Consider the following 26,030-nt stretch of genomic DNA (forward strand, 5'->3'; position numbering starts at 1 on the left):
TCCTTGCTCTCCCAGTGGTCTGCATCGGCGCCGGCGCCATCTGTCCGGCACTTGCTTGTGTGACGCAACAACGCTGGCCGTGGCGGGAGTTCACTCCTCACGCCAGCGCGTGGTGTTCCCCTTGCTCCGCCCAGCGCAGCCGGATGGCGTCGATGGCGGGCAGTTGCTGCACGAACAGGTCCACCAGTGCGCCGTCGAAATGCAGGCCCTTCTGCTGCTGCAGATAGCCGACGGCATCCGTGACAGGCCAGGCGCGCTTGTACGGGCGCACCGAGGTCAGCGCGTCGAACACGTCGGCCACGGCAACGATGCGGCCCGCCAGCGGGATCGCTTCGCCCGCCAGGCCGCGCGGATAGCCGCTGCCATCCCATTTTTCATGGTGCGACAGGGCGATCTCGCGCGCCAGCGCCAGCATGCCGCCGCCCGCATGTTCGCCGATGATGTCGGCGCCGATGCTCGCATGCGTCTGCATGACGGACCATTCGTCCGCGTCGAGCTTGCCCGGCTTTTGCAGGATGCGGTCGGGAATGCCGATCTTGCCCACGTCGTGCATGGGCGCCGCGTGCAGCAGGTCGTCCGCGGCCGTGTCGTCCAGGCCGGCAGCCACGCCCAGCACGCGCGCGAAATGGCTCATGCGGATCACGTGCAAGCCCGTTTCATTGTCCTTGTACTCGGCCGCCAGGCCCAGGCGCTGGACGATCTGCAGCCGCGTTTCCTTCAATTCATCGATGCGCACCAGCGACAGGTGCGTGCGCACGCGGGCGCGCACGATGGCGGGGCTGAGCGGCTTGGTGATGTAGTCGACGGCGCCCGCCTCAAAACCGCTCAGTTCGTCGCGCATGTCGTTCAGGGCCGTGACGAAAATGACGGGAATGGCGGCCGTCAGCGGTTCCGCTTTCAGCTGGCGGCAGACGTCGTGGCCGCTCATGCCCGGCATCATCACGTCGAGCAGGATCAGGGCGGGGCGTTCCTGCCGCGCCAGTTCCAGCGCCCGCGCGCCATCCTTGGCGAACAGCAGCGCGTAGTCGTTCTGCAATATCTGGCGCAGCAATTGCAAATTGGCCGCTTCATCGTCGACGATGAGGAGGACGGGCCTGGCGTGGCGTGGCGCATTCATGGGAGCTCCGGTGTCAAGGTGTGCAGCAAGTCGTGCAATAGCGACTGTGCCAGGGGGAAATCGAAGTCGTCGATGGCATGCCGCAGCGGCGCCAACGCGGCCCCCTGCGCACCCATGGCGTGCTGCAACTGCGCCTGCGCCACGTCATCGAGTTCGCCGTGCTGCAAGGCATGCAGCAGGGCCTTGGCCGCTTGCCGGGCGGCGGGCGCGTCGATGGCGCTTGCCGTTGCCGCGTGCGCCACAGGCGGCGCCAGCCGGGCGATGGCGGCCAGGGCTTCCGGCCATTGCGTCAGCAGGGCGCCCAGGGTCTCGCCCAGCTGTTGCGCCGTGGCGGGGCCGGGGCTGGCGCACGCCTGTTCCAGCGTTGCCAGGCTGGCGGCCAGCTGTTCCAGGCCGAGGTTGGCTGCCACGCCGCGTAGTTTGTGGCTCTGTGGCAAGAGCGCCGCGTGGTCGCCGGCTTCGATGGCGGCCAGCAGGGCCGGCGGCAGGCGCGGATGCTCGCTGCCGAAACGGGCCAGCGCCGCGTGGTAGGCGCTGTCGTTGCCGGCCCAGCGCTGCAGCGCGCCCGCATGGTGCAGCACCCGCCCGCCAGCGGCCGGCGCCGCTTCGTGGCCGTCGTCGGTCGCTTCCGCCGCCAGGCCCAGCACGCGGGCGATTTCCTGCGACAGCGCTTGCCACTCGACGGGCTTGGTGGCGAAGCCGTCCATGCCGGCCGCCAGCGCCGCCTTGCGGTGCGCATCGAGCACGCTGGCCGTCATGGCGATCACGGGCACGCGGGGACGGCCATCGCGCACGGCGGCGGCACGGATGGCGAGCGTGGCGGCCAGCCCATCCATGCGCGGCATTTGCAAGTCCAGCAGCAGCAAGTCGAAATCGCCGTGCTGCGCCAGCAGCAGGGCTTCCTCGCCATCGCTGCCCGTGGCCACCGTATGGCCGCGCTTGCCCAACAGTAAGCACAGCAGTTCCAGATTCTGCGGCACGTCGTCGGCGGCCAGCACGCGCAGGGGCGGCAGGCGCACGCTGCGGCGTTCGCTGGCGGGCAGCGCTGCCTGGCGTGCGGGCATCAGGGGCAGCATCACCTGGAACAGGGTGCCATGCGGCAGCACGGCATCGGCCCAGATGCGCCCCTGCATCAAGGTCACCAGCTGCTTGCTGATGGTGGTGCCCAGGCCCGTGCCGCCAAAGCGCCGCGTGGTCGAGGCGTCGGCCTGCACGAACGGCTCGAAGATGGCGTCGCGCCGTTCCGCGGCGATGCCGATGCCGCTGTCCTGCACCAGCAGATGCAGCTGGCCGTCCTGCAGGCGGGCGGCCAGGCTGACGGCGCCGCTGGCCGTGAATTTGATGGCGTTGTCGAGCAGGTTGCCCAGCACTTGCCGCATGCGCAATTCGTCGCCATGCAGCATGGCCGGCAGTTGCGGGTCGTACTGCACTTCCATGCGCAAGCCCTTGGCGCGCGCAGCGATGCCATACGTGGACGCCAGTTCGTCGACCAGGGCCAGCAGGCTGTAATCGCGCAACTCCAGCACCATGGCGCCCTTGTCCAGCTTGGCCGTATCGAGCACTTCGTTGAGCAGGCGCAGCAGCGAGCGGCCCGACTGGCGCACGGTATCGAGGTGGCGCCGCTGTTCCGGCAGCAGCGGCGAGTCGAGCAGCACGTCCGTGAAGCCGAGGATGGAATTCATCGGCGTGCGGATTTCATGGCTCATGTTGGCGACAAAGCTGGCGCGCGTGGCGGCCGCCAGCTCCGCTTTTTCCTTGGCCATGCGCAAATCTTCCTCCATCTGCCGCCGTTCGCTGATGTCGAGGATGACGCCGTCGACCCAGCGCACGGCGCCCGCCGCGTCATGCACCACGGTGCCCCGCTCCCACAGCCAGCGCGCCGTGCCGTCGGCACGCAGCAGCCGGTATTCGAGCAGGTAGGGCTCGCCGCTGGCAACGCTGCGGTTGAAGACCTCGATGACGTAGGCGCGCTCTTCGCTGGCGATCAGGCCCGTGATGGTGCGGCGCGGCGCGGCGCCCAGAAAGTCGGCGGGCGGATAGCCGGTGACCGCTTCCACGCCATCGCTGATGAACAGCATGGGCTGGTTTTCTGCGGTGGTGCAGCGAAACGCGATGCCGGGCAGATTGCCGATCAGCGAGCGCAGCTGCTGCTCGCTTTCGCGCAGGGCGGCCAGCATGGCGCGCCGTTCGCTGATGTCCGTAATGAACAGCACATATAAATCCTGGTCGGCCAGGCGCGCGCTGGCCATCGAGCGCTGCACGGCGACCGGTATGCCATCCTTGCGCACGTAGACGATTTCCTCGCTGGTGTGGGATGCCTCGCCTTCGCCCGTGCGCAGGTGGTGCAGCAGGCCGTGCTGTTCCGACTGGCGCACGTCGCTGACCAGCAGGCTGACGTGGCGGCCCACGATTTCCGCCTGCCGCCAGCCCAGGATGCGCTCGGCGGCGCCGTTGAAATCGACGATGCTGCCGTGCCGGTCGATGGTGATGACGCCGTCGACCGTGCTTGTCAGCAGCGAGCGGGTCCAGTTCTCGCTCTGGTTCAGGTGGCGAAACAGTTCGCGGTAGCGCAGGATGCCCACGGCCGAGGCGACGAGGATCGTCAGGGCGATGGTGAGCAGGGTCACGCTGATCACCAGCATGGGCCGGTTGGCATCGGCATCATTGCCTGGGGGAATCGTCCCCACGAAGCGGGCGGCCTGCATGCCCATGTAATGCATCCCAGCAATTGCGCACCCCATGACGCCAGCGCTGATCAAGGTGCGCCGCGAGGCAGACAGGCTGCCGCTCCAGCCGCGCAGGCCGAAGCGTACCCACAGGGCCACGGTGGCCAGCGCCACGGCAACGCACAGCGACAGGGCGAACAGCAGCGGGTCGTAGCGCAGCGACAGGCCCATGCGCATGGCGTGCATGCCCGTGTAATGCATGGCGCCGATGCCCAGGCCCACGAGCAGGCCGCTCCTGAGCAGCAGCGGCGCCGTGACGGCGCGCCGGCTGATGGTGGCCAGGGCCACGAACGAGGCGGCCACGCTGGGCACGATGGACAGCAAGGTCAGGCCCGGAGCGTAGGCGACGCTGGTGCCCAGCTCGAACGCCAGCATGCCGATGAAATGCATGGCCCACACGCCGCAACCCAGCGCCAGGCTGCCGGCCAGCAGGCACAGCAAGTGCAAGCGGCGGCTGATGCTGGCCTGCGCGCGGCTGTACGCCGTCATCTGGAAGGCCATCCACGACGTGAAAATGGCGATTACCAGCGACAGCAGCACCAGGCCCGGCGCATGCTGGCCGTGGTGCTGCAGTGCCGGGTCGGCGGGAATATGGAACAGGTGCTGGAAGCTGGCAGGTATCATCGTAGGAAACAGGTGGCGCCTCGTGGCACTGGCGTCGCCGCCGGCCGCCGTTGCGGGTGATCGATGCGAATTACCTTACCAGATTTCCGGAAACAAATATCTTAATTGTAATTATTTTGCCTGTCGTGCAAGCCCCGGTGCGGCGGGCAAGGCCAGGCAAGCGTTGCTGTTCCCCATGGCAGCGGCCCTCGCGCAAAAGAAGTTGCAACTGAGAATTGTGTGGTTTTTTTGCAAAGTGCGACGTCTTGCCGGGCGGCATGCTACATTCGCGTCCTGTTTTTTCTGAAAGGATGACGATGCCTTCAAGTCACAACTTCTTGCAGCATAATCAGCAAGCCTGGGATGCCCAGGCGGCACGCAACAGTCCGTGGTCGCAGCCCGTCGACAGCGCTACCGTCGCCGCAGCGCGCGCCGGGCAGTGGCAGATCCACCTGACGCCCGGCCCCCTGCCGGCCGGCTGGCTGGACGCGGTGCATGGCAAGCGCATCCTGTGCCTGGCCGGTGCCGGCGGGCAGCAGGCGCCCGTGCTGGCTGCCGCCGGCGCCCACGTCACCGTCTTCGATCTGTCTGAACAGCAACTGGCGCAAGACCGCATGGTGGCCGAGCGCGACGGCTTGCAGTTACGCACCGTGCAGGGCGATATGCGCGACCTGGCCTGTTTTGCCGACGCCAGTTTCGATGTCATCGTGCATCCCGTGTCGAACCAGTACGTGCCCGATATCGGTCCCGTGTGGCGCGAATGTGCGCGCGTGCTGGCCGATGGCGGCGTGTTGCTGAGCAGTTTTTTCAACCCGGCCGTGTTCATCGGCGACCGCGACCCGCAATGGGCACAGCAGGGCTTGATACGGCCCCGTTTCAAGCTGCCGTACTCGGATGTGGAGGATATGGACGCCGAGGCGCTGGCGGCGCGCATGGCCAAGGGAGAGGCGCTGGTCTTCGGCCATGGGCTGGACAGCCAGATCGGCGGCCAGCTGGCGGCGGGTTTCGTGCTGGCGGGTTACCACGAGGAAATGCATCCCCACCCGCGCTTTGAAATTGAAAAATACCTGCCCAGCTTTATTGCCACGCGCGCCGTCAGGCTGGCCCGTGCGGCCTAGCCGTTGTCAGTTGTAGGGCTGCAAGTCGAGCCAGACGGCATACGACAGGCGCTTGCCATTCCACAGGCCGCCGCCGCGGATGACGGCGTCGCACGAGGTCAGCTGGCCCACCAGGTCCTGGCGGCCCAGGTTGCGGCGCAGGCGCAGGGCGTCGTTGTGCGACAGGTAGCCCACCAGCTGGCCGTCGATGAAGACGGCGATGGCCTTGTCCTGGAACGGGTTGGCGTCGTCGCAGACGAGCAGGGCCAGGCATTTTTCTTCCGCATTGCCGGGACCATGCTCGCCCGCCAGTCTGGCAATGGCGGGCTGGTACATCGATTCGTTTTCCACTTCCGACGCAAAGCGGCCCTCGTCGCGCCAGTGGTGTGCGGGCGCGCCCGCAGGGATCGCCGGCACGTACTGGCGCACCGACATAAGCGGCTTGTGCAGCGGTTTGGCGGGCGTGCGGCCACTGAAGACGTAGTACAGCAGGGCGATGACGATCACGATGGCAAGCAGGTAAAGCATGGTATCTCTCTGATTTCGGATGGGGGAGCCGCGGGCGCGCCGCGCGGCGCTGCCGCTACTATAGCAAGTTCGCCGCCCGCGCCCGGGTAAATCTGGCCATGATGCGGCGGCGCCGCCGCAGCGCCAGCGGGTCGCTCGCCACGATGGGCGAGGCGCCCGTCAAGCCCGAATAATACTGGCCGTGCCGGCGCAGGACGATGGCATAGTCGCGCAGCGCGTGGCCGTGCGCCAGCATGCGCGCGTCGCAATCGACCTCGATGGCAAAGCGCAGCTGGTGCAGCTGCCACCACAGGGGCAGGTTCCACGGCATCAGAATAATCAAGGCGTACGCCAGGGCGAGCAACTGCGGGTCGCGCGCGGCCAGCCGGCATTGCGCGTGCGCGAGCAGCAGCGCCTGTTGCTCGTGAGGAATCAGTTGCAGCCAGACGGGCATCACGATGCGGGGCCGCAGCAGCCCCGCCACGCAGGGGCCGATGCCGCCGCTCAGGTACACGGGCGTGCCCAGCAAGGTGGTTCTTTGCCAGCGGCGCTGGTGCGACAGCAGCCAGAGGCTGCGCAGCGCCAGCAGCATCAGCATGCCGCTCGATAACATGAACCAGCCCAGCTTCAGCTGCGCCTGTTCCGCCGGCATGGCCGCCAGCACGCGGGGCAGCCATGCCAGGGGCAGCAGGACGGAGGCGGCGATGGCCGCCAGCCACAGCCAGCGCGTCGCGCGCCCGCGCCCCTGCTGCACGCGCTCGGCGCGCCAGGCGCCGGCCGACAGCAGCAGTGCCAGCGCCATGGCGCACAGCAGCCAGGCAGGCATCGGGGGCCTAGCGCTTCAGCGCCATGCCGACGGAGGCGGGCGCCGTGTGCTGGAAACCGAACTGCGCATACAGGTCTTGCGCCTGGCCATCGGCGATCAGGCTGACATACGCGCTGGACGGCACGTCGCTGTCGATGAACTGGCGGATTTCGCGCATGATCAGCTTGCCCAGGCCCTTGCCCTGGTGGGCGGGCAGCACGGCAATATCGACCACCTGGAAGAAGCAGCCGCCATCGCCGATGACCCTGCCCATGCCCACCACTTCGTCGCCCAGCAGCACTTGCACGGCAAACAGGGAGTTCGGCAAGCCCCTGGCGGCGGCTTCCATGGTTTTCGCGCTCAGGCCGGCGGCGACGCGCAGGTGCTGGTAGGTGGCGATGGCGGGAATGGCCAGGCGGGTGGTGTAGGGCGTTGCTGCGGTCAAGGCGGTCTCCTGTTGAACTGGTTTGGAGCGGCAATTATAGGCGGCCATGGGTTTCCGGGGCGGCACGCTTTATTCGCCGCGCACTATGTTGTCCGCGCCGCTTTTGCGCTATGGTGGCGTCATCCATCCATTTGTTGAAAGCACGCCATGTCCGCAGGATTTACCGCCACCGAGTTGTCCGTCATCAATGAAGACGACGCCCTGATCACCACCCTGGCCGCGCCGGCGGGCAAAGGCGAGCCCGTCTACCTGATGCTGCAGCGCGCCGACGAGTATGACGAGCAGGACGTGGCCATGGGCATGGACGAACCCTACATCGAATATGGCGGCCAGGAATTTGCCTGGTATGGCCACATGCACGCCGTGATCCTGCATCCGAACCGCCTGTCCGTGCAGATGGATGCCGAGGCCGCCATGCAGATGGACGACGACGGCCAGATCGACGTGCGTTTCAATTTGACGCCCGAGCGCTACGCCCAGCTGCAGCAGGCGCTGCGCACCACGTTCGAGGGCTGCGACTACTATCGCGAAGAACGTTGATCTGCGCGCACGGCATCGCTCGCGGCGCCGTTTATGATCGATAACTGCCAACGACTGGGGAGACGACGATGACGGTGCTGATAATCGGCTTGCTGCTGTTCCTGGGTTTGCATTCGGTGCGCATCGTCGCCGACGGCTGGCGCAGCGCCCAGCTGGCGCGCCTCGGCGAAAAACGCTGGAAGGGCGTGTATTCGCTCGTGGCGTTCGTGGGGCTGGGCCTGATCGTCTGGGGCTACGGCCTGGCGCGCCAGCAGCCGCAAGTGCTGTGGACGCCGCCCATGGGCTTGCGCCACGCCAGCGGCCTGCTGATGCTGTTCTCGCTGATTTTATTGGCGGCGGCCAATGTGCCGCGCAACCATATCAAGACCCGGGTGCACCACCCCATGCTGCTGGGCACGCAACTGTGGGCCGTCGCGCATCTGCTGGCCAACGGCAACGTGGCCGACGTGCTGCTGTTCGGCGGCTTCCTCGTCTGGGCATCGTTTGATCTGTACGCCGCCGTGCAGCGCGACCGCGCGGCCGGCGTGGCGTACGAGGGCGGTACCGCGCAAGGCACCCTGATCGCCATCGGCGCGGGCGGTGCGCTGTGGCTGCTGCTGGCGTTCTGGCTGCATGGCGTGCTGTTTGGCGTGCGGCCGTTTGGCTATTGATGGAGATGAAGATGGAACAGACGACGCACATCGCCTTGCACGGCCAACTGGTCGAGCTGCTGCCCCTGCAGGCTGAGCACGCGCCGCAGCTGCTGCAGGCGGCGGCCGATGGCGAACTGTGGAACATGACGGTCACCGTGGTGCCGGGGCCCGCCACCATGGCCGCCTATATCGCCACGGCGCTGGAAGGCCGGCGCGCGGGCACCGTCATGCCCTTCGTCGTCGTGCAAAAATCCACGGGCGCCATCGTCGGCAGCACGCGCTTCTGGAAGATCGACCGTATCAACCGCAAGATGGAAATCGGCCACACCTGGCTGGCCGCCTCCGTGCAGCGCTCGGGCGTGAACACGGAAGCGAAATTGCTGCTGCTGACGCATGCCTTTGAAGCCATGCAGGCCGTGCGCGTGCAATTGACCACCGACGAGCTGAACGAAAAATCGCGCGCCGCCATTGCGCGCCTGGGCGCCGTGCAGGAAGGCATCGTGCGCCACGAGCGCATCATGCCGGACGGGCGCAAGCGCAACTCCGTGCGTTTCAGCATCATCGATACGGAGTGGGAGGCGGTGAAGGCGGGGCTGGAAGCAAGGCTGGGGCGCTAATGCAAAAAACCCGCAGCATCTGGCGATGGGCGGGTTTGATCATGTACTACGAAAAATGTTCTGTGGTGCCGGGAGCCGGAATCGAACCGGCACGCTGTTTCCAGCGCGGGATTTTGAGTCCCGTGCGTCTACCTATTCCGCCATCCCGGCAACGCGAGACGCATTATCACTGATTTATCGCGATACGGCAAGTTTTTCGCTTGGCATACGGTTTAGCCCATTAATAGGATGCTGCCCTGGCATGAAAAACGCCGTCCCGGGCGCGAACCGGGGACGGCGTGGTCAGGCTGCGGCGATGCTGGATCAGTTATGCACGGAGTTCAGCTGGCGCGCGATGATGTCGTGGTTGAGCCAGACGACGGGTGCTTGCGGTTCCGACATGGCGTGGAACATCAGCGGGCCCGTGCCTTCCAGAACCAGCGAGCTCAGGTGGTCGGTGATCAGTTCCTTGCGGTCCTTGTGCAGCTTGGTGATCTCGTCCGAGGTACCGATCATGACTTCGGCCAGTTCCGGCGTGTTGTCCATCGGCCAGGCGGCGAAGTTGCGGAACTGCACGCTGGTGGCGTCGCCATTGTAGGCGGCGATACGGTCGAGCAAGTCTTGCAGCGAGACGCCGTCTTCCAGCAAGCCCTGGCAGATCTTCCACTGTTCTTCGGCCCAGGCTGCGCCGCCTTCTTTTTTCAGCGCGTCGAGCAGGGGGAACAGCGACAGTTCCACGCCCACGAAGATGTCGGACGAATTCGTGCGGATTTCCGGGCAGTTGAAGACGGTTGCCTTGATGCCTTTTTCCCACGCGGCCTTGGCCACGTTTTCCAGGCGCATCTTGGCCAGGCCTTGCGTGTAGTTGCTGTACGTTTGCCACTGGTATTTGCCGTCGATCAATATCTCCGTGCCGTGGTAGCCGTAGGCGCTGTAGCGCACCTGGCCGCCCGTTTTCTCGATGCGGGCACGGATGGCGGCGCTGCCGTCGATCAGGTGCTGCAGGGTGTTGGCCGTGACTTCGTCGAAGTTCATCAGGATCAGCTTGCCCAGGTCGCTGTCGAGCAGGGCGCGCGAGGACATGAAGCGCTCGCCGCGGCCTTTGTAGATGCGGTTGGCGATGGCCAGGAAGACCTTGACTTTCGGAATGCCGCCGGCCATGGTGTGGGCGAAATACACATTGCTGCCGTCAGGAATCAGGCTGTCCAGTTCGGCCATGGCTTTCGCCACGGAAGCGCTGAAGCGGGCGATGCCGGCTTCGCGGCAGCGTTCGATCTGCGCCCAGTCCAGTTTGTCTTCCTGCCAGCTTTTCAGGGTCATGTCGGCCAGCAGGGCCGTCGGGGTCGGCTCGCCGGCCGGCGCGTCCAGGTCGAAACCGGCCATCAGCGGCACGTTGATGATGCGGCCGCCCAGGTTGGCTTCGGCTTCCGCCAGCTCTTCCGCGTTCAGCGGGCGCAGCGCCATGTTTTCATCGCGGCGGCCCACCGTCATGCCGACGATATTCATGCCCGCCTTGCGCGCTTCGTCCAGCAAGCCATTGACATAGCCGCGGCCGAACAGCTCGCCGAACAGTACAAAGGTGTCGCCCTTGCGGAAGATATTTTTTTGCGGGATGTCTCTTAAGGACGTGATCTCGGTCATGGTATCAATTCATTCAAAAATTAGCGGGGCAGACGGCTAAACGCGCTGCCCGCTGGTTCAACATAGTGTGAAATTATGCGCCATTTCAGCGTGGAAAATCCTGTTGCGAACGATTCTCGTCTGGAATGGCATTTTCTTCTTCGTGCAGTTCTTATTCTTTCGCCATGGCGTATTTTACGCTGCCGCAGCGTACAACGCCCGCAGACAGGGCCAGATAAGCCCGGCAGGCGCCGATATTACCTCAGCTTGGTCATGCTGGTCAGTAAAATTGATTTAAAACAAATCCTGCTGCCCGGACACCAGGCGCGAAAAATCGTCGCCCAGGAACGGCAGGATCGCGTCGGCCACCGGTTGCAGCTGGCGCGTCAGGTAATGGTGGTAATCGATGGGCGAACGCTGCGTTTCCAGCGGTTCCGGCCCCGCCACCGTGATCACATAGCTGATCCAGCCGCCGTTCTGGTATTGCAGCGGCCGCCCCTGCGCCAGGTTGTAGGCGTCGGCCGTGCGCGCCGCGCGCACGTGGGGCGGCACGTTGCGCTGGTAATCGTCGAGGGGGCGGCGCAGGCGCTTGCGGTAGACCAGTAGCGCGTCGAATTCGCCGCGCACGGTGCGCGCCACGTAGTCGCGCACATAGTCCTGGTAGGCGCTGCGCTGGAAGATGCGCCTATATAGATCCTGCTGGAATTGCTGCGCCAGCGGCGTCCAGTCGCTGCGCACCGTTTCCAGGCCCTTGTAGACCATCTCTTCGCTGCCGTCGGGCTTGCCCACCAGGCCCGCGTAGCGCTTCTTGCTGCCTTCTTCCGAGCCGCGGATGGTGGGCATCAGGAAACGCCGGTAATGCGTCTCGAATTCCAGTTCCAGCGCATTGTCCAGGCCAAACTCTGCGCGCAGATGCGCGTCCCACCAGGCGTTGACGTGCGCCACCAGGGCGCGGCCGATCTTGCCCGCTTCGTCATCCGTATGCGCTGTCTTGAGCCACACGAAGGTGGAGTCCGTGTCGCCGTAGATCACCTGGTAGCCCTGCTCGGTGATCAGTTCGCGCGTGCGGTGCATGATGTCGTGGCCCCGCAGGGTGATCGACGAGGCCAGGCGCGGGTCGAAGAAGCGGCAGCCGCTGGAGCCCAGCACGCCGTAAAACGCGTTCATGATGATTTTCAAGGCTTGCGACAGCGGTGCGTTGCGCTCGCGCTTGGCCGCCTCGCGCCCCTGCCACACCTGTTGCACGATGGCGGGCAGGCAGTGTTTGACGCGCGAAAACTGCGCGCCCCGGTAGCCGGGCACGGTATCGGCCTCGTCGCCGCTGGTGCCCACGACCAGGCCCACGGGATCGATGAGGAAAGTGCGGATGATGGATGGGTACAGGCTTTTATAGTCGAGCACGAGCACGGAATCGTACAGGCCCGACTGCGAATCCATGACGAAGCCGCCCGGGCTGTTTTCGCCCGAGACATCGCCCAGGTTGGGCGCCACGTAGCCTTGCCGGTGCATCAGCGGCAAGTACAGGTGTTCGAAGGCGGCCACGGAACCGCCGCTGCGGTCGGCCGCCAGGCCCGTCACGCTGGCCCGTTCCAGCAAAAAGGTCAGCAATTCGGTTTTCGCAAAGATGCGCGTGACCAGTTCGCAATCCTTGAGGTTGTAGCGGGCCAGGGCAGGCTTGTCTTCGCGGAAGCGCCGGTCGATCTCGGCCATGCGCTGGTAGGGATTGTCGATGGACTTGCCTTCGCCCAACAAGGTCTGCGCCACGTTTTCCAGGCTGAACGAGGAGAAATTCCACGTGGCCGACTTCAGCGCTTCGATGCCGTCGATGATCAGCCGTCCCGCGGCGGCCGCAAAATAGTGCTCTTGCTTGCCGCCGTGTTCGCGCCATTCCATGACGGCGCCGCCCCGTCCCAGCCGCAGGGGCACTTGATAGCGCTCGGCATGTTGCCTGAGCACGCGCAAGTCGAACTGCACCAGGTTCCAGCCGATGATGGCGTCCGGATCGTGGCGCTCCATCCACGCGTTCAGGCGCTCGAGGATCTGCGCGCGCGAATCGCAGTATTCGAGGTCGAAATCGCGTTCCCCGTCGACGCCGTTTGGCGGCCCCAGCATGTAGACCTGGCGCTGGCCGCAGCCTTCCAGCGCCAGCGAATACAGTTCGCCATGGGCCGTCGTCTCGATATCGAGCGACACCAGCTTCAATGCGGGACGGTAGCCGGCAGCGGGTTTCAGATGGACGTTCTCGCCCGGGTTGGCGCCGTCAAATGCCACCGGCGCCGTGATGAAACGCTCCATCAGGTAGCGCTCGGGCGGGCGGATATCGGCTTCGTACACGTCGACGCCATGCGCGCGCAACTGCTTTTCCAGCTTCAGCAAGTGCCGGTATTGCTTGCAATACAAACCCAGCACGGGACGGTGGTGAAAATCGGACAGCGACAGGGGGCGCAGTTCGGCATGGCGTTCGCCGCGCAGCAGCAGTTCCGCCTGTTCGCGCTGCTCCATGGGAATGAAGGCCACGGACGTCTGCACGGGCAGGCGCACGTGGCGGGGCCCGGCATCCGTTGCCAGCCAGAAATCGACATCCGTGCCGGCGCTGGTGTCGCGCCAGTGGCGGGTCAGGATGAAGCCCTGTTCGAGCGGGTGCTGCGTGTTGCCTGTCATGGTGCCGTCAGTTGCCGTGGGTATCGTGTGTGTCGGTCTGCACATTACAGCAAGCCGGTGCAGGGTGGGGGCGGTTGCGGCTATAATTTTTGTAGTCGATGACCATAAGAAGAGCGCGTCGCGCCATTACCCTGGAGACAGCATGCAAGCAATGAGTTATGTACACGGCGCCCACGAGACGCCGTTGATCGGCGAAACGATAGGCGCTTACCTCGACGGCATCGCCGCCCGCTACAGCCAGCACGATGCGCTGATCGTGGCGCACCAGAACGTGCGCTGGACGTATCTGGAATTCCAGCAGCGCGTGCACCGCCTGGCCGCCGGCTTGCTGAAGCTGGGCCTGCAGCCGGGCGACCGGGTCGGCATCTGGTCGCAGAACTGCGCCGAGTGGGTGCTCACACAGTTTGCCACGGCAAAAGCCGGCTTGATCATGGTCAACATCAATCCCGCCTACCGCCGTTCGGAACTCGAATACGTGCTCGACAAGGTGCAGTGCAGCGCGCTGATTTTGTCGCCCAGCTTCAAGTCCAGCGACTACCTGGCCATCGTGCAGGACGTGGTGCCGGAAATCGCCCGTTCGCGCGCCGGCGCCCTGCAATCGCCGCGCCTGCCGCAATTGCGCCACGTCATCCGCCTGGGTACCGCCGCCACGCCCGGCATGCACCAGTTTGATGCCTTGATGGACGGCATCACCGACGCCGACCTGGCCCACCTGGCAGAAGTGAGCGCTACCTTGCAGTTTGACGATGCCGTCAACATTCAGTTCACGTCCGGCACCACGGGCGCGCCCAAGGGCGCCACCTTGACGCACCACAATATCCTCAATAACGGCTTTTTCATCGGCGAAGCGATGCGCCTCACGCAACAGGACCGCTTGTGCATTCCCGTGCCCCTGTACCACTGTTTCGGCATGGTGCTGGGCAACCTGGCCTGCGTCACGCATGGCGCGGCCATGGTGTTTTCCGGCGAAGGCTTCGATCCGAAAGCCGTGCTCGAGACAGTGCAGGCCGAACGCTGCACGGGCTTGCACGGCGTGCCGACCATGTTCATCGCCATCCTCGATCATCCTGATTTCAAGCAATACGATCTGTCGAATTTGCGCACGGGCATCATGGCCGGTTCGCCCTGCCCGATGGAAGTCATGACGAGGGTTATCGAGCTGATGCACATGGCGGAAATTACCATTGCGTATGGCATGACGGAAACCTCGCCCGTCAGCTTCCAGACGGCAATCGAAGACCCGCGCGAAATGCGCGTCTCGTCCATCGGCCGCGTGCACCCGCACCTGGAAGTGAAAATCGTCGATGCGGAAGGGCGCATCGTGCCGCGCGGCGAAAAGGGCGAATTGCTCACGCGCGGCTATTCCGTGATGCAGGGTTACTGGGGCGATGCGGAAAAGACGGCGGAAGCCATCGATACGGCGCGCTGGATGCACACGGGCGACCTGGCCGTGATCGACGCCAACGGTTTTTGCAGCATCGTGGGACGCTCGAAAGACATGGTCATCCGCGGCGGCGAGAACATCTACCCGCGCGAGGTGGAGGAATTCCTGTATCGCCACCCCAGCGTGCTTGACGTGCAATGCGTGGGGGTACCCGATGCCAAGTATGGCGAAGAGTTGTGCGCTTGCATTATCTTGCGTCCGGGTACGCAGGCTACCAGCGAGGACATCCGCGCCTTCTGCGATGGCCAGATCGCCTATTACAAGATTCCCCGCTATGTGCGCTTCGTCGAGGAGTTTCCCATGACGGTGACGGGCAAGATCCAGAAATACTTGCTGCGCCAGCAGGTGGCAAACGACCTGGGCCTGGGAACCCAGTAAGCGCCTGCTTTCTGGCTGGGCATAAAAAAAACACCGGGACGCTCGCGCGGCCCGGTGTTTTTTTATTGGTTTAGCGTGAAGCTTAGGCCATCGCGGCTTGCGGTGCGCGCGCTGGCGTGCGGCGGCGCATGAATGCCAGCAAGCCCAGGCCGGCCAGCAGCATGGCGTAGGTGCCTGGTTCAGGCACGGCCGAGACGTTGACCGTGTTGAAGCCGGAACCGTTCATGGAAACGTGGCCATAGTTGATCGAGCTGACGGAATTGGCGACCAGGGTGCCGTTCATGCTGCCCGAACCGGAAAACGCGGCGTTCGGCGCCAGGATGCTGCCGTTGATGCCAACGTTGTTCAGGTTGGTGGTGGTGGCGTTGGAGAAGTTGAACAGCGTGCGGTCGGCGAAGCTGCCAAAGTTGTCGAAGCCACCGCTCATGGTGATGTTGGTGGCCGTGCCGTTGATGATGATGCTGGCCGTGCTTTTCAGCGAGGACAGGTCCAGGGTCAGGTTATGCAGGTTCGACGCATCGATATTGAAAATATTGACATCGGCGTTGACATTGCCTACCAGGGTCATGTTGCCGTACTGGGAGACCACGGTGCCGTTCGATTGCAGCTTGGCCACATCGCCCGACAGGGTCGTCAGTTGCTGCTTGGCGCCTGCAAAGTCCAGGGTGGAGGCATTGCCCTTGCTGAAGGTGCCCGTTGGGTACCACGATGGCGCCGTCACGGTGCCGTTGGCATTGCTGACGCCGTACACGCCCGTACCGCTGATGGTACCGTTACCGATGTTCAGGCTGTTACCGGCGACCAGCGTGTTGGCGGCGCTGCCGGCTTTCTTGTTGGTACCGACGCTGTAGCTGTCCAGGTAGATATTGCCGCCGGCGGCCAGGCTGCCGCCCACGCTGGTGAAGCCGCTGGAGCCGCTGCTGCCGATATTGCCGAAGATGAAGGCCGAGTAGCCGTTGGCGACGCCGAGGTCAATCACGGTCGCCTGGGCCGAAGCGCTGAAGGAGAAGGCAAACAGGGCGGCGCTGATGAGCGGCAAGGTGCGTGTGGAAAATAATTTCATGAATAATCTCATAGTGAATTGGGGGACGAATCGGGCGGGAAAGCAAGACACCGCCATCGCGCAAGCCATCATTATAATCTAAAAAACAATTCTAGTTCATTTTAGTTAATTAACTATATTTAAAAGCAACACTTTTGCCATCGCCAGCGTTTGTCTGGCGAGCAAAAAAAACCGGGACTGGCCCGGTTTTTTGCTGCTTACCTGACGCGCTGGTACAGGCGGAAACGCTCCACGTCATCGGTGGGGCGGCGTCCTTCCCACAGCTTGATCCAGTCCGCGCCGTGGTGCTCGGGCAGCTGTTCCTTGCTGTCGGGAACCTTGATGCTATCTTGCAACAGGAACACATCGCATTGCTGCTGACCCACGCTGGCAAACGGCAAGTGGCCAAAGTAGGCGAACGAGGCGCGCTGGGCGGCGCCCACATTGCTGTTGATGCACTTGCTGCCTGGCGGCAGGTGGACGGAAATCTGGTGCGCCACGCTGGCGTAGCTCTTGCTGTAGTTCAGCTGGGGCAGGAACAAGGTCATGATCAGCACCCAGATCAGGATCAGGCCGCCGGACGACAGCACCACGGCGCGCCACAGTACGGCCGGCTGGCGCGAAATGCGCCAGTGCACCAGCGCCACCCAGCCCGCGCTGGCGCAGGCGGCCACGAAAAAGGCCAGCACGTCCAGTTCGGGTTTGAATCCAGGCAACAGTTTCAAGGCATTGTGGGCCAGGCGCGGCGGCCAGCCCGTCAATGTGGCGAACCAGAACAGCCACAGCGTGGCAGCGCAAATGGTCAGCACCATCACGGAGAACCAGTCGATGGCGTTGATGGCGCCCCGTTTCATGGTCAGCAAGCCAAACGCCGCCATCACGGCCAGCGGCGGCAGCAGGGGCAGCAGCTGGCTGGGGTCGGGATCGGGATGGCACAGGCCCAGGATGGCCAGCATGGCGACAAAGGTCAGCGGCACGACGATGTGCAGCACATGGTGCTGGCGACGCCAGGCATACACGGCCCAGGCGGCGAAAGGCCATGCCGGCCAGAAGAACCAGATGCCGACACGCATGAAATACTGCACGCTTTTCAGGCTCGGGGCGCTGAACTGGCGGCAATTCCACTCCATCCATGCCTGGATCGGCGAATGGCCGTATGGCTTCAGCCATTCGCCCGGCAGCAGCCAGACCAGGGTCAGTGCGGCGCCGATCAGGATGGCCAGCGCCAGGTGGCGCACGCTGCGCAGCAGCGGCAGGCGCAGGAATACGGTACACAGCAGCAGGGCGATGCTCAGCGCTGCTGGCGTGATCCAGCCGCGCGTGAGGGTCAGGCCGCCCAGCGCCAGGCCCAGCAGGGCCGCATTGCGCACGGACGGGCCTTCCATGTAGCGCACGGCGCGGTACAGCAGGTAAGCCATCAGGGAAACATACAGCGCTTCGGCCGTGATGTCGTGGCTGTGCTGCAGCAGGCCCAGGCAGCCTAAATAGATGAGGACGGCGGCATCGGCCAGGGTGCGGCCGAAATCGTCGGGCTCGGGATGGCCGCCAAACGCCAGGCGCAGCGGCTGGGCGTCGTTGCGGCGGCCCAGGTTGAAGGCCGTATACCAGACGGACAGGGTGCTGACGACGAAGATGCCGATGGTCGACATGCGCGCGCCAAAGACGTCGCCGTCGATCCAGCCGAACAGCTTGATGAAGATGGCGCCCAGCCAGAAGGCCAGCGGGCCCTCGTCCGGCACCGACAGGCCGGCCACGTTGGGCCACAGCCAGTCGTTCAGGCCGCCATGCGCCATGGTCCACATGATGCCGAAACTGGCGGCATCATCGTTCTTCCACGGTTCGCGGCCGATCAGGCCAGGCAGGATGTACAGCAGGCCGAGCGCAAACAAGGCCCATCGTGGCAGCGCGAGTGTGGCAGCGGCGGGAAGGCGGACTGGCTTCATCGATAGTCGTTATCAGAAAAAAATGGCAAGACGCGACGAATGGCGTCGGGTATGCGCGAGTATAAAGTAAAGCGGCCAAAGACAAAAAAGGCAGCCGTAGCTGCCTTTTCTCTGGTAGCCGAAGCTGCCCTTCTTTGCCGCAGAGCGGCAAAAATCAGCCTGCTGCGACTGCGGTTTTCGAACCAACGGAACCGAACTTCTGACGGAACTTCTCGACGCGACCAGCGGTATCGACGATTTTGTGCTTGCCCGTGAAGAATGGGTGCGATTCAGCCGAAACCTCGATCTTCACCAGTGGGTATTCTTTACCGTCGTGGGTGATTTTTTCGCGGGTTTGGATGGTCGAGCGGGTAACGAATTTGAAATCGCACGACAGATCGTGGAAAACAACTTCGCGGTATTCTGGATGGGTATCGACTTTCATGGGATTCTCTCTAAGTAGGTAGCCAAACAGCACTTCGTCGGTCGTCTTGCTTCTTGACCCGATTGCCGATCACTTGCCAGGGTTTAAAATAATGCAACCGTCGATTATATAGCGCTTTCCGGCCGGCGGCAATAAAAAAGCCGCTCAATGAGCGGCTTGGGCCGGTAGCGCCTTGATATGACGCCACCGAGGGGAGGGAAACCGTAGCGAGCAGGCCCGATATACGGCCGAGTAGCGCAGCTGTACGAAGGTACAGCGAGCAACACAGGCCGTAGAGCGGGACGCGCAGTAGGTTTACCCCCCTCGGCGCATCATGTCGAAGAACTCGGCGTTGTTCTTCGTTGCTTTCATCTTGTCGAGAATGAACTCCATCGCCTCGATCTCGTCCATCGAGTACAGCAACTTGCGCAGGATCCAGATTTTTTGCAGCTCGTTCGGCTTGATCAGCAGTTCTTCGCGGCGGGTACCCGATTTGTTCAGGTTAATTGCCGGATAGACACGTTTCTCGGCCAGGCGGCGTTCCAGGTGGACTTCCATGTTGCCGGTACCCTTGAATTCTTCAAAGATCACGTCATCCATGCGCGAACCCGTTTCGATCAGCGCCGTGGCGATGATGGTCAGCGAGCCGCCTTCTTCGATATTGCGCGCGGCGCCGAAGAAGCGTTTTGGACGTTGCAGCGCATTCGCGTCGACACCGCCGGTCAGTACCTTGCCCGAGGCAGGGATCACGGTGTTGTAGGCGCGGGCCAGGCGGGTGATCGAGTCGAGCAGGATCACCACGTCTTTTTTCATTTCCACCAGGCGCTTGGCTTTTTCCAGCACCATCTCGGCTACTTGCACGTGGCGCGTGGCCGGCTCGTCGAAGGTCGAGGCGACGACTTCGCCGCGTACCGAACGTTGCATTTCGGTAACCTCTTCCGGACGTTCGTCGATCAGCAGCACGATCAGCGTGATATCGGGGTGGTTTGCCGTGATCGCGTGCGCGATGTGCTGCAGGATCACGGATTTGCCGGATTTCGGCGATGCCACCAGCAAGCCGCGCTGGCCTTTGCCGATCGGGGCGATCAGGTCGATGATGCGGCCGGTGATGTTTTCCTGGCCATTCATTTCACGTTCCAGGCGCAGCGGCTCGTTCGGGTGCAGCGGCGTCAGGTTTTCAAACAGGATGCGGTGCTTCGAGGCTTCCGGCGATTCGCCGTTGACCTTGTCTACTTTGACCAGTGCGAAATAGCGTTCGCCATCTTTCGGGGTCCGTACCTCGCCTTCGATCGAATCGCCGGTGTGCAGATTGAAGCGGCGGATTTGCGAAGGGGAGATGTAAATGTCGTCGGTGGACGCCATGTAGCTGGCGTCGGGCGAGCGCAGGAAGCCGAAGCCGTCAGGCAGCACTTCCAGGGCGCCATCGCCAAAAATCTGTTCGCCGGACTTGGCGCGTTTCTTCAGGATAGCGAACATCAGCTCCTGTTTGCGCAAGCGGGCTGCGTTGTCAATGTCAAGACCGATCGCCATCTCAAGCAGGGCGGATACGTGTAGGGCCTTTAGTTCGGATAAATGCATATGTGTTGAGTGTCCCGAGACGGGATGTAAAGGTAGGGGAGGGGACTGCGTGGCTTGATTAATTATTCGGGAAGGTTTTGCATGAATGGTAGCAAAGCCGCTTTCCGGTGTGTCCAATCAGGCGGCGCTGCGGGCGCAGCGCTGCCCATCATACATTAAATGTTGCTGTCGACGAAAGTGGTCAACTGGCCCTTGGCCATGGCGCCCACTTTTTGAGCAGCTGCAACACCATCCTTGAACAGGATCAGGGTCGGGATGCCGCGAATGCCGAACTTGGCAGGAACAGCCTGGTTGGCGTCCACGTCCATCTTGGCGATCACGATGCGGCCCGCATATTCCTTGGCCACTTCTTCCAGGATCGGGGCGATGGCCTTGCAGGGACCGCACCATTCTGCCCAGAAGTCGACCAGTACTGGCACTTCGGATTTCAGGACGTCTGCTTCAAAAGATGCATCGCTAATGTGTTTGATATATTCGCTCATATTTTCCTCAAATGAGGGTGGGATCAATAATGCCTGGAATTAACCATACGCTGGTTCGCCATCCATGCTTCCTGGAATGCAGTTAGAAGATGGGGGCAATGGGCACAAATTCAATGTTCTTGGAAGGTGCGACCAGAGGTATGCAGGCGGGGATGGCTGAAATAATAACCCATTTTTTCAAAGCGTGGCGATTATTGCAGAAAAACTTGCGGCAGATCGTCCCCGCGCGTGCCGGCATGGCGGCAAAGCCGCATGCCTGCTGGCCCGCAGCGCCGTGTCCGCCCTTGCGGCCAGCCTCCACGCTCAGGCTTGGACGCTGGCCAGGCGGGCCGTGTGCTGCAGTTGCAAGTTCACCATGAGCTGCAATTCCGCGCTTTCCATCGGCTTGCGGAAGGTGCCCAATATATGCAGGCCATTGGCCACGGCCAGGCGTTCGGCCGCCAGGCGCACGGCCGAGTGCAGGCCCGACAGCAAGACCACGCCGCCGCGGAAGCCATTGTCCGCCGCCATGCGCAGGAATTCGATGCCGTCGATGTCGGGCATGGACAGGTCGCAGATCAGCAGGTCGGGCTGGTGCTGCTTCAGGGTGGCCAGCGCCTGTTCGCTGTGCGACTCGCAGCGGATGTCGAACGGGCCCATTTGCTCGAGCATGTCGCTGAGCACGTCGAGCATGAAAACGTCGTCGTCCAGCAGCAGCACGCGCAACGGTGCCAGGCCTGCTTCGTTCTGTTCGCGGACTGCTTGGTTTGATACTGTATTCATCGTCATGTCTTTCTATGGATATGCTGCATCGCTGTCGATGCCGATACCTTGCCGCAACCCAATTGGCGGTAGCTAATCGTCATTGGCAAAGCTGGTGTTGTTCATGATTTGTTCGGTAATCTGTTCCAGCAGTGGCCACAGGCGCGCCACGATGTGCCGCGCCCGCTCGGCCTCGTCGGCCGGTTCGCCCGGCGCCAGGGTTTCCAGGTTATGGCACAGCTCGGCCAGCCCCAGCGCGCCCACCGTGCGCGCCGACGACTTGATGCGGTGCCCCAGTTCGCGCACCTGGTGCACGTCGCCGCGCGCCAGGGCCGCATCGATGTCGCCGAAGCCATCCTGCGTGGTCTGCAGGAACTTGAAGGCGAATTTGCGCACCTTTTCCGGGTTGTAGCCGAGCAGCTTGGCCAGGATGGACAGGTCGATCACCTGCGGGTCGCCGGCCAGGGTGGTCTTGAAGGCGGGCGCGGCGCGGCTGCGGGCGGGCGGTGGCGGCGTCTCGCGCGCCGGCAGCCAGCTGGCGATGGTCTGGTACATCATGGCCGGCTGGATGGGCTTGGAAATGAAATCGTCCATGCCCGCGTCCAGGCAGCGCACGCGGTCTTCGCTGGTGGCCGTGGCCGTCATGGCCAGCACGCGCAGATGCGCCAGCTGCGGGTCGGCGCGGATATGGCGCGTCGCCTGCAAGCCATCCATCAGCGGCATCTGCACGTCCATCAGCACGCAGTCGAACTGCGTCTGGCGCAGCAGGTCGAGCGCTTCCTCGCCATTGTTGGCCAGGCAGACGGAGGCGCCCGCTTCTTCCAGCAATTCCAGCGCCACCTGCTGGTTGAACGTGTTGTCTTCCACCAGCAGGATGCGCGCATGCTTGAGCGTGCGCATGACCAGGGCCGCGTCGGCGCTGGCGCGCATGGCCGCGGCCGTCTGCACCATGCTGTCGAGCATGGCTGGCGCCGCCTGGTCGGAAATGCCCAGGTTGGCCGTGAACCAAAAGGTGCTGCCGGCGCCGGGACGGCTGTCGACGCCCACGTCGCCGCCCATCAGCTGCGCCAGCTGCTTGCAGATGGCCAGGCCCAGGCCCGTGCCGCCATACTCGCGCGTGGTGGAGGTGTCGGCTTGCTGGAAGGACTGGAACAGCTTGCTCATCTCGTCCTGCGACAGGCCGATGCCGTGGTCGCACACTTCAAAGCGCACCAGGCAGTGTTTCGCATCGGCTACCACCCTGCGCACTTTCACGGTAATGCTGCCCTGTTCGCTGAACTTGATGGCGTTATTGGCGTAGTTGATCAGTACCTGCCCCAGCCGCAGCGGATCGCCTACCAGCACGGCCGGCAGTTGCGGGTCGATTTCGAACAGCAGTTCCAGGTTCTTGCCGGCGGCGCGCGGCGCCACCACCGTCATCAGGGTTTGCACCACATGGTCGAAACTGAAGTTGACGCGCTCGATCTCCAGCTTGCCCGCCTCGATTTTCGAGATGTCGAGGATGTCGTCGATGATGCCCAGCAGGTGTTCGCCGGCAAAGCGGATCTTTTCCAGGTAATCGCGCTGGCGCGGTTCCAGTTCCGTCTTGAGGGCCAGGTAGGCCATGCCGATCACGCCATTCATCGGCGTGCGGATTTCATGGCTCATGTTGGCCAGGAATTGTCCCTTTGCCAGGCTGGCTTCTTCGGCCACCTGCTTGGCCTGGTCGAGCTGTTCCGTACGCTGCGCCACCCGTTCTTCCAAGTGTTCGTTGAGCTCGCGCAAAGCGCTCTCGCTGCGCTTGTGATACGTGATGTCCGTCAGGCTGGCCACCACCATGCCCACCTTGCCGTATTCATCGCGGATGGCTTCCGTATTGACGGACAGCCACGACAGGCTGCCGTCGGGCTGCTTCACGCCCATCAGCACGTCGCGCATGGCTTCGCCCGTCGACAGGGTGATGTGCACGGGATGGCTGCGCTGGTCGAAGGCGGAGCCGTCTTCGCGGATGGCTTGCCACAGGCTGTTGCCGGCCGGACTGGCCGCCAGCATGCGCTCGGCGGCGGCATTGCTTTCCAATATGTGGCCGTGGCTGTCCTGTACCACCAGGCCATTCGTCACGGCGCCGAAGACGGAGGCCATGCGCTGGCTGGAATTGGACAGCGCGATCGATGCCTGACGCCGCTCGGTGATGTCGGTGATCATCGCCAGGGTGCCGCCCGGCTCGCCGTTGTCCGACTGGATGCTGGTGCTCGACAGCAAGCCCCACAGGCTGGACAAGTCCTTGCGGAAGAAGCGGAAATCGACCTGGTCCGGCTGGCTGGCGAAGCTGCCGTGGCTGGCCAGGCGGCGCTGCATCAGCAGCTGGCTGTCGCGGTCCATGAAGTCGAGCAGGGGACGGCCCAGCATTTCCTGCACCGTGTAGCCGAGCATGTGCGCCATCTTCGGGTTGACGAAGGTGGTCTTGCCATCCGCATCCGTCATCCAGATGCCTTCGGCCGCCGTCTGCACGATCAGGCGGTAGCGTTCCGAACTGGCGTGCAGCGCTTCCTCGGCGCGTTGCCGCTGCGTCATGTCGCGCAGCGAGACGATGGAAAATACCTGGCCTGCCATGCGCAGCGGCGACAGGCTGACCTTGGCGGGGAAATGCGTGCCGTCGCGGCGGCGCGCCATCATCACCCGGCCTGGCAGGCTGTGCCGCGCTTGCGGGTCGCCCACGGATTGGCTGGCCGTGCTTTCCGGTACCAATTGTTCCAGCGACATGCCCGTCAATTCGGCCAGCGGATAGCCGAAGCAGCGCGCGCCGATCTGGTTGGCGTAATGCACCTTGCCCTCGACATCGGCGATCAGCATGGCTTCGGGCGCCGCTTCCAGCATCGAGCGCATGCGCGCTTGCTCGTCCTGCTTGCGTTCGCTGATATCGCAGACGATGCCGCTGGCCTGCGTGGCGGCGCCATTCGAGGCGCGCGCCAGCACGGCGCCGCGCGCCAGCAGCCAGCGCCAGTGGCCGTCGCTGTGGCGCAAGCGGAATTCGCAATTGAAGGTGCCGGACGCCTGGCCGTCCAGATGCTGGCGAAATGCCAGACTCAGGCGCGCGCGGTCGTCCCGGTGCACTTCGGCCAGCCAGTCGCTCAATGTCTGGTCGAGCTTGGCGCTCTTGTCGCCCAGCACGTCCTGGTACTGGGGCGCGAACTGCAGCCGGTCGGACTGGCGCCGCCACGTCCAGCCAGCCAGCGAGGCACCCCGCAAGGCTTGCCACGCATCCTGTTCGGCCAGCGCATGCGCGGGCAGCAGCAGGCGGTGCAACTGTTGCCGCAGGCGCCAGGCTTGCCAGCAAGCCAGTCCCGCCAGGGCGGTGGCGCTGGCGGCAGCATACGGCCACAGCAGTGCCGGCGCCATGCCGTGGACCGCCGCCTGCGCCGGCAGCGACAGCGCCATGCCGGCAGCCAGCATCGTACGAGCGAGCCGGCGCAGCGCAGGGCGCCGTGGGCGTGGTGCGCTGAAACTCGTGTGGCTGCAATACGACAAATGCATCCCTTTCTGGGGCGTGATTGGACTGTGCTGGCAGTGCATGAGACGCGCTCATATAAACGCCTGCGGCGCTTTCTGGCGGCAACTATAGCATCGAATATTTACTCGGAGTAGTTAAGTTCGGAAACGGCCAAAACGGCGTTTTTTTTGCCCCGTCATGGCTGTTTTTTTCGCGATTTGGTGAGAATCTGTGACAAAGTTTGCGCGAAATCGTGCTACTGAACCACCAGATGGGAAGACGCCTGATAAAACCGTAGCGAGCGGTAGCGTTTTGTGGCTGAGAAGCGCAACCGTGCTGTAGCACGGTGAGCATCACAGGCCGCAAAGCGCGACGCGCAGCAGGTTTTTCAGGTGTTCTCAGCTAAAGCTGCCGGCGAACTGATAGCGGTGTCCGGGATGCCACATGGTGGCGATTGAGGCGATCTTGCCGCCCGAGCGCGTCTGGCGGCGCAGCACCAGGCAAGCCTGCTTCGTGTCGATGGCCAGCATTTCGGCGATGTCGCGCGGCGCAGACAGCGCTTCGATGCTGTAGGTGGCGCCCTGCAGGGGGGCGGCGGCCATCAGGTATTCGTTCGGCGTGATGCTGGAAAAATCCTGCGTCATGTAGTCGGGCGCGCACTCGGGATTGACCCAGCGGTCTTCCACCTGGATCGGCACACCGTTTTCGAAATGCACGATCAGCGAATGAAACAGCGGGTGTTCCGGCGGCAAGCCGAATTGCTTGGCCAGCAAATCCGACGCCTTGGTACGTTCGAGCAATTGCAAGCTGCTGCGGTGGATATGTCCGCGCGCGCGCACTTCATCGGCGATACTCTTGATTTCCAACAAGGTCGCCTGGTATTTTTGCTGTGCCACATAGGTGCCGGAACCCTGGCGCCGCGTCAGCACCTGTTCGCTCGTCAGTTCGCGCACGGCGCGGTTGACGGTCATGCGCGAGACGCCGAATTGTTTCACCAGTGCCTGCTCGGAAGGAATCACGTCGCCTTCCTTCCAGCGGCCGGCAGCGATGCCGGCCAGCAGAAAATCCTTGATGCGCTGGAAAATGGGCGTATTTTCTTGTGTATTGTGATCGTCCAATGCGGTTTCTCCGGGGCGCGGGCAGGGCGCGCCGCCGGCTGGAGGCGCGATGGCCGATTTTAGCACCGAGCACGATGCCCGCC

At 63.6% G+C, this 26,030-nt stretch carries 20 protein-coding genes and 1 tRNA gene; 5 read left to right on the forward strand and 16 right to left on the reverse strand.

The window, feature by feature from the left end:
• Positions 1–97: 97 nt before the first annotated feature.
• Positions 98–1,117, reverse strand: coding sequence for a response regulator (locus VPH41_RS01435; RefSeq protein WP_328568726.1), 1,020 nt, complete (start codon positions 1,115–1,117; stop codon positions 98–100).
• Positions 1,114–4,467: an MHYT domain-containing protein gene (locus tag VPH41_RS01440; protein WP_328568727.1), complete on the reverse strand. Its 3,354-nt coding sequence runs from the start codon at positions 4,465–4,467 to the stop codon at positions 1,114–1,116. The genes VPH41_RS01435 and VPH41_RS01440 overlap by 4 nt, the downstream gene beginning before the upstream one ends.
• 296 nt (positions 4,468–4,763) lie before the next feature.
• Here VPH41_RS01440 and VPH41_RS01445 point away from each other — a divergent pair, with 296 nt between their 5' ends.
• On the forward strand, positions 4,764–5,564 hold the full coding sequence (locus tag VPH41_RS01445; RefSeq protein WP_328568728.1) for a class I SAM-dependent methyltransferase: 801 nt from the start codon (positions 4,764–4,766) through the stop codon (positions 5,562–5,564).
• A gap of 6 nt (positions 5,565–5,570) precedes the next feature.
• On the opposite strand, the gene VPH41_RS01450 is transcribed toward VPH41_RS01445, so the two are convergent.
• Genes VPH41_RS01450 through VPH41_RS01460 form a run of 3 tightly spaced genes read right to left on the reverse strand, consistent with a single transcriptional unit; the run spans position 5,571 to position 7,300 of the window.
• Positions 5,571–6,071 (reverse strand): hypothetical protein, encoded by a 501-nt coding sequence (locus tag VPH41_RS01450; protein ID WP_287775426.1) that lies wholly within the window; start codon positions 6,069–6,071, stop codon positions 5,571–5,573.
• 58 nt (positions 6,072–6,129) lie between these two features.
• Complete coding sequence (locus VPH41_RS01455) at positions 6,130–6,876, reverse strand: M56 family metallopeptidase (RefSeq protein ID WP_328568729.1); 747 nt, start codon at positions 6,874–6,876, stop codon at positions 6,130–6,132.
• A gap of 7 nt (positions 6,877–6,883) precedes the next feature.
• A complete protein-coding gene (locus VPH41_RS01460; RefSeq protein ID WP_226941356.1) occupies positions 6,884–7,300 on the reverse strand; it encodes a GNAT family N-acetyltransferase in 417 nt (138 codons plus the stop codon).
• A 147-nt stretch (positions 7,301–7,447) separates the two neighbouring features.
• On the opposite strand from VPH41_RS01460, the gene VPH41_RS01465 reads away from it, so the two are divergent.
• From VPH41_RS01465 to VPH41_RS01475, 3 genes are all read left to right on the forward strand, one after another.
• Positions 7,448–7,840, forward strand: coding sequence for an Imm10 family immunity protein (locus tag VPH41_RS01465; RefSeq protein WP_077408640.1), 393 nt, complete (start codon positions 7,448–7,450; stop codon positions 7,838–7,840).
• 68 nt (positions 7,841–7,908) lie between these two features.
• Entirely contained in the window at positions 7,909–8,490 is a 582-nt protein-coding gene (locus tag VPH41_RS01470; protein ID WP_328568730.1) for an NnrU family protein, read from the forward strand.
• Between the two features lie 11 nt (positions 8,491–8,501).
• Complete coding sequence (locus VPH41_RS01475; protein WP_328568731.1) at positions 8,502–9,089, forward strand: GNAT family N-acetyltransferase; 588 nt, start codon at positions 8,502–8,504, stop codon at positions 9,087–9,089.
• Positions 9,090–9,152: 63 nt separating this feature from the next.
• Here the strand turns inward: VPH41_RS01475 and VPH41_RS01480 are convergent.
• From VPH41_RS01480 to VPH41_RS01490, 3 genes are all read right to left on the reverse strand, one after another.
• A tRNA-Leu gene (locus tag VPH41_RS01480) sits at positions 9,153–9,239 on the reverse strand.
• 153 nt (positions 9,240–9,392) lie between these two features.
• Positions 9,393–10,709, reverse strand: a complete 1,317-nt coding sequence (locus VPH41_RS01485) for an enoyl ACP reductase FabMG family protein (RefSeq protein WP_328568732.1) — start codon at positions 10,707–10,709, stop codon at positions 9,393–9,395.
• Positions 10,710–10,982: 273 nt separating this feature from the next.
• Positions 10,983–13,349 (reverse strand): DNA polymerase II, encoded by a 2,367-nt coding sequence (locus VPH41_RS01490; RefSeq protein WP_328568733.1) that lies wholly within the window; start codon positions 13,347–13,349, stop codon positions 10,983–10,985.
• Positions 13,350–13,491: 142 nt separating this feature from the next.
• Between VPH41_RS01490 and VPH41_RS01495 the strand changes: the two genes are divergently transcribed.
• Complete coding sequence (locus tag VPH41_RS01495) at positions 13,492–15,171, forward strand: AMP-binding protein (RefSeq protein ID WP_328568734.1); 1,680 nt, start codon at positions 13,492–13,494, stop codon at positions 15,169–15,171.
• 82 nt (positions 15,172–15,253) lie between these two features.
• Here the strand turns inward: VPH41_RS01495 and VPH41_RS01500 are convergent, their stop codons facing one another.
• The 8 genes from VPH41_RS01500 to hutC form a co-directional block, all read right to left on the reverse strand.
• Positions 15,254–16,234, reverse strand: coding sequence for a choice-of-anchor A family protein (locus tag VPH41_RS01500; protein WP_152282891.1), 981 nt, complete (start codon positions 16,232–16,234; stop codon positions 15,254–15,256).
• A 197-nt stretch (positions 16,235–16,431) separates the two neighbouring features.
• A complete protein-coding gene (locus VPH41_RS01505; RefSeq protein WP_152282890.1) occupies positions 16,432–18,156 on the reverse strand; it encodes an ArnT family glycosyltransferase in 1,725 nt (574 codons plus the stop codon).
• 154 nt (positions 18,157–18,310) lie between these two features.
• The gene (locus VPH41_RS01510; protein ID WP_034746247.1) at positions 18,311–18,580 is read right to left on the reverse strand and encodes a type B 50S ribosomal protein L31; all 270 of its coding nucleotides are present in this window, start codon (positions 18,578–18,580) and stop codon (positions 18,311–18,313) included.
• 294 nt (positions 18,581–18,874) lie between these two features.
• Positions 18,875–20,137: a transcription termination factor Rho gene (gene rho / locus VPH41_RS01515; RefSeq protein ID WP_010401543.1), complete on the reverse strand. Its 1,263-nt coding sequence runs from the start codon at positions 20,135–20,137 to the stop codon at positions 18,875–18,877.
• Between the two features lie 155 nt (positions 20,138–20,292).
• Complete coding sequence (gene trxA / locus VPH41_RS01520) at positions 20,293–20,619, reverse strand: thioredoxin TrxA (RefSeq protein ID WP_152254999.1); 327 nt, start codon at positions 20,617–20,619, stop codon at positions 20,293–20,295.
• Between the two features lie 303 nt (positions 20,620–20,922).
• Positions 20,923–21,381 carry a response regulator gene (locus VPH41_RS01525; protein WP_152255000.1) on the reverse strand — a complete coding sequence of 153 codons (459 nt, stop codon included), beginning with the start codon at positions 21,379–21,381 and terminating at the stop codon, positions 20,923–20,925.
• A gap of 72 nt (positions 21,382–21,453) precedes the next feature.
• Positions 21,454–24,777: a PAS domain-containing hybrid sensor histidine kinase/response regulator gene (locus VPH41_RS01530; RefSeq protein ID WP_152282889.1), complete on the reverse strand. Its 3,324-nt coding sequence runs from the start codon at positions 24,775–24,777 to the stop codon at positions 21,454–21,456.
• Between the two features lie 450 nt (positions 24,778–25,227).
• Complete coding sequence (hutC, locus tag VPH41_RS01535) at positions 25,228–25,947, reverse strand: histidine utilization repressor (RefSeq protein ID WP_152282888.1); 720 nt, start codon at positions 25,945–25,947, stop codon at positions 25,228–25,230.
• Between the last annotated feature and the right edge of the window lie 83 nt (positions 25,948–26,030).

It is taken from the genome of Janthinobacterium sp. P210006 (assembly GCF_036231885.1).
In the GTDB taxonomy this organism is placed as follows: Bacteria; Pseudomonadota; Gammaproteobacteria; order Burkholderiales; family Burkholderiaceae_D; genus Janthinobacterium; species Janthinobacterium violaceinigrum.